General features: G+C 67.8%; 5 protein-coding genes. 4 read left to right on the forward strand and 1 reads right to left on the reverse strand.

Going from position 1 to position 4630, the window contains the following annotated elements; all coding sequences use genetic code 11:
- From ELR45_RS06870 to ELR45_RS06885, 4 genes are all read left to right on the forward strand, one after another.
- On the forward strand, positions 1 to 918 hold a 918-nt coding region (locus ELR45_RS06870; protein ID WP_165367544.1), incomplete at its 5' end, for a LacI family DNA-binding transcriptional regulator.
- A gap of 277 nt (positions 919 to 1195) precedes the next feature.
- Positions 1196 to 2035, forward strand: coding sequence for a fumarylacetoacetate hydrolase family protein (locus ELR45_RS06875; RefSeq protein WP_129664567.1), 840 nt, complete (start codon positions 1196 to 1198; stop codon positions 2033 to 2035).
- A 103-nt stretch (positions 2036 to 2138) separates the two neighbouring features.
- On the forward strand, positions 2139 to 2558 hold the full coding sequence (locus ELR45_RS06880) for a TIGR03668 family PPOX class F420-dependent oxidoreductase (RefSeq protein ID WP_129664569.1): 420 nt from the start codon (positions 2139 to 2141) through the stop codon (positions 2556 to 2558).
- Positions 2559 to 2632: 74 nt separating this feature from the next.
- Positions 2633 to 3517, forward strand: a complete 885-nt coding sequence (locus ELR45_RS06885) for a proline dehydrogenase family protein (RefSeq protein WP_129664571.1) — start codon at positions 2633 to 2635, stop codon at positions 3515 to 3517.
- Here ELR45_RS06885 and ELR45_RS06890 read toward each other — a convergent pair.
- Entirely contained in the window at positions 3509 to 4480 is a 972-nt protein-coding gene (locus ELR45_RS06890) for a DUF2867 domain-containing protein (protein WP_129664573.1), read from the reverse strand. The two genes, ELR45_RS06885 and ELR45_RS06890, sit on opposite strands and share 9 nt — an antisense overlap.
- Positions 4481 to 4630: the final 150 nt, after the last annotated feature.

Consider the following 4630-nt stretch of genomic DNA (forward strand, 5'->3'; position numbering starts at 1 on the left):
CGCGCGATGAACCACATGCCGGGAATCAGCGTGCGGACCAAGGAGCGGGTCTTCGCCGCCGCCCGCGAGCTGCGCTATCGGCCGTCGACGTTCGGCCGCGGCCTGGTCAAGCCTGGCCAGCCCACGTTGGGACTGATCATCGACGACCTGACCAACCCGTACTACCCCGAGCTGGCGTCGGCGGTGATCGGCCAGGCGGCTCGGTACCGATGGAATGTCGTGCTCGCCGAGACGGTGCACATCCAGGACAAGCATCAACTGATCATCGACCTGAGCCGGCAGACGGATGCGCTGCTGGGCTACTTCAGCATCGACCCGGAACAGCTCACCGACGAACTCGCGGTCACCCCATTCGTGCAGCTCGATACCGCCCCACCCGCGCCTACCGGCAGCGTCGCGCTCGACTTCCGGGCCGCGATGGACGATCTCGTCGAACACCTGGTGGCTCGCGGCATCCAGCATCCGGCACTTCTGGACGTCACTAAACCTGACGCCACCTCCGCCCGAGGCCAGCGCTTCGTCGACGGGATGCGTCGGCACGGCCGGCACGTGGCGGTCACCCGGATCGAGGAGAGCTCCATGGACGCCGGCGTCAAGGGTGGCCGCGCGGTCCTGTCAGCATGCCCGGAGACAGATGGAATCGTAGCGTTCAACGACGTAGTAGCCTGCGGCGTGCTCAAGATGCTGCAACTCGACGGCATTGCCGTCCCGGACCGGATCCGGGTGGCCGGTTACGACGGCCTCACGCTGGGCACATTCGTCACGCCGCAGCTGACCACGATCGAGATCAACATGCGGGCGGTGGCCGAGACCGCCGTCGACCTCGCTCTGGGCATGTATGCCGGTGACCTGCCGATGTCAGGCCCGGAATGCCACCGCACCGTGACTCACCGGCTCGTTGTCCGCGAGTCGACCTGACGTTGTCACGCTTGGCGCGGACCAACTCGGGCGAGCCAATCGGTGACGTGAACAGCGACGGCAGCAGTAGCGCCGCGCCAGATCGATCCACTGTTGGCCGACGCGCGGGTGTCGACCGCTCCTCACGTAGCGTGGACCTCACCCGGTTCGCTGCACCGGCTGCGGACGGCGGTGGCACCGACCGTGCGCCACGTCCGGCAGGGCGAGCGCCGGGACGCTCGGGGTGCAGGACGCATGGCAGGTTGACGCCAGACGGAACGGAACGGAGAGGGACGCGATGAGCTCGCTGGTACAGATCGATTTTGGTGGCGAACGGGTCTGGGCGGTCCAGCGCGGCGGCCGGCTCGCTCGGCTGGGCACGTCGTTGGCGGAGCTGCTCGCGTTGCCGCTGACCGAAGCGCGAGACCGGTATGAGACCGCCGCGGGCGAGGTCGACGGCGGGGACCGGCTGCCGCCGGTGGACCGGCAGGAGGTGTGGGCCTCCGGGGTCACGTACCTGCGCAGCCGTCAGGGCCGCGTGGAGGAGTCCGGGCACGCCGACGTCTACGACCTCGTGTACGACGCGGACCGGCCCGAGTTGTTCCTCAAATCGACCCCCGAGCGCGTCGTCACCGACGGCGAGCCGGTGGGCATCCGGGCGGACTCCGGGTGGGACGCGCCCGAAGCCGAGCTGGGTCTGGTGCTGAACAGCGCGGGCGAGATCTTCGGCTACGTGGTCGGCAACGACATGAGCAGCCGGTCGATCGAGGGCGACAACCCGCTGTACCTGCCGCAGGCGAAGGTGTATGCACGGTCGTGCGCGCTCGGCACGGAGATCGTGCCCGTCTGGGAGGCGGGAGGCGGGCCGTTCGACATCGCGCTGTGGATCGAACGCGGCGGCGACGTCGTGTTCAGTGCGAAGACCTCGACGGACCAGATGCGCCGGGAGCTGGCAGATCTGGCGGGCTGGCTGTTCCGTGCGCTCGAACACCCAGCCGGGGCGATCCTGCTCACGGGGACCGGGATCGTGCCCGAGCGCGACTTCACGCTGGCCGAGGGCGACGTCGTTACGATCGACATCGCGGGCGTCGGCACCCTCACCAACCCCGTCGTCATGGTCGGCGCGACGCACTCGTAGACGTTCTCCTCGACCTTGGTGACGACGTAGAGTCGCACGACGCGCACGACGCCGGGCGCGGGATCCGGGAGCGCGCATAGTGTGGGCAACATGTGGGTGTTGTATGCGACTCGATGACGGTGAGTGTCGGAGACGGTTGGCGGTGGAGCGGGTAGCTCGGCTGGCCACGACGGGCGCGGACCTACAACCGCACCTGGTCCCGGTGACGTTCGCCGTCGTCGACGAGCAGCTGGTGATCGGCATCGATCAGAAACCGAAGTCGACGACGCGGCTGCGGCGGTTGCGGAACATCCAGGAGAACCCGCACGTATCGGTCCTCGCTGACCACTACGACGACGACTGGACCCAGCTGTGGTGGGTCCGAGCCGACGGGCGCGCGTCGGTGGTCGACGACGGCCCTCTCCGTGACCAGGCGGTGCGGCTGCTCGTCGCGAAGTACCAGCAGTACGCCGACGACCCGCCGGGCGGCCCCGCCATCGTCGTCGACATCGCCCAATGGTCGGGTTGGGCGTACACGGCATAGGGATGTACGGGCTTACCACGTCGTTCTCGGGCCACGGGGGTCAATGAAGCTCTCGACCTGCTACGTTCGATGGTGTGATCTCTGGACTGTCTCGTCGCGCTGTCTACGGATTGGCGACCAACTCGCAGATCGAGTCGCTCGTCAGATCCAACCAGGTCACGGAAGACTTGGCGTACCGCGCCGCTCGCCGCTATGTCGCCGGGCGCACCCTCGACGAAGCGCTGGTGACCGTACGTCGGCTCGTCGGGTCCGGCCTGGCCGTGAGCCTTGACCTGTTCGGCGAGGGCAACGACGACGAAGTTGATGTGGGCCGGGTCGCAGAGGGATATCGCGAAGCAGCGGCCGCGCTCGCCGACATCGGCGGCGATGTCTACCTGGAGGTCGTTCCATCGCACATCGGCCTCGATCTCGGTATCGATACGTGTCGCCGGTATGTCGAGCAACTCGTCGAGGTGCTGCCATCCGGATCCCGCCTGGAGATCAGCGCGGAGGAGAACTGGCAGGCGCCGAGCATCATGGACCTCACCCTCGGACTGGCCGAAACGGGCGCGCCGGTACTGGCGACAGTGCAGGCGAACTTGCGGCGTAGTCCCGATGACGTGGACCGGCTGGTCAGCGCCGGGGTGCCGGTGCGCCTGGTCAAGGGCGCCTACCTGGAGTCCGGCGACGTCGCGCATGCGTGGGGTGAGGAGACGGACCTGGCGTATGTGCGGCTGGCCCACCAGGTGCACGCCGGCGGAGCCGGTCTGACATTGGCCACTCACGATCCGGTGATCCGCGAGGCCCTGCTCGCGGCGCTGCCCGGGACGACCGTCGAGATGCTTCTGGGTGTCCGGGAGGACGACGCGCGCAGGCTCGTCGGGCGGGGTATCCCGGTACGCGTCTACGCTCCCTATGGCGAGAGCTGGTTCCGCTATTGGTTGCGCCGGGTAGCGGAAGCTCAAGGAAGCTCAAGGTGAGGAATGTGAGCGCACCTCACGATCGGGGTTCGCCGCGGTCCGGCGGAGCGCGCGGTACAACATGCTCCTAACGATGACGGGGTGCAGCCGCGACACGACCACCATGTAGAGCCTGCCCCGGCGGTTGTGTGTCTTGGCGACCGTGGAGAGTGTCACCGTCTCGTTCTTGACCAAGACGGAGGCCCGGAAATCCAAGTGGCCGGCGTCGGTGCCGAGTAGGAGCTCGTCGCCGTCGCGGTCTATCGGGTCGAAGGCGCCCGTGTCGTCGGGAGCGATACCGACCAGCCGTACCACCGCGTTGCGTAACCGGAGCAGACCGCCGACCCAGCGCGGCGGATCATAGAAGACGGCGTCGGCCCAGACCGCGGGATCTGTGGGCGCGCCGGGCAGCAGTGGCACTTGCCAGGCATCGGCGAAGGTGGTCGTGTCGAGTGCGGAGGCCACCAGACGGGCGTCCTCAGGGATGGGAACGGCTGTGGGCTTGGGAAATTCGAGGAAACGCCGCAGTACTTTGACCCATGGTGACCAGCGCGCTGGATGCGCGACAGTGCCGGTGGCGGACCGTTCGGCGTTGTCGAGGAGGTCCTCGATGACCGCGTCGTGTACCCACCGCACCGCCAAGGGGCCCACGACGCGCATCACCCCGAGTAGCTGCGCGTCGAGCACGTGCCGGATGACGCACCGATCGGACCCGGCGGGTTCGATGACCAGCTCGTGGTAACCCTCGATGCCGCACTTCGGGTGGAAAGCGAACCGCACCCGATGGCCCGGCTCGTATTCGCTGACCCAGTACAGAACCGGACCGTGGCCGCCGTCGGCGCCGACCTGAACCGGGCCGTCCAAGCGCATGGGCATCCAGGCCGGCGACGGCCAGAGCCGGTCGCCGGTCTGTCCAATGTGCTCGAGCAGGGATGCGACCTTCTCGGCCGGGGCATCGATGGTGCGCTCATGCACGTTCCTCATCGCGGATCCTCCTGAAGAACCGTCACCGGTGGGTCATCGGCTGGTTCGGGTGCGGGACCGGCTCCATACGGTGCCGTATGGTCATGCTCCATACGGTACCGTATGGATCGTGGATCCGAAACGAAAGGGGGGTGGCACTGCCTCCCGCTC

Source organism: Phytoactinopolyspora endophytica (assembly GCF_004138495.1).
Classification (GTDB): Bacteria; Actinomycetota; Actinomycetes; order Jiangellales; family Jiangellaceae; genus Phytoactinopolyspora; species Phytoactinopolyspora endophytica.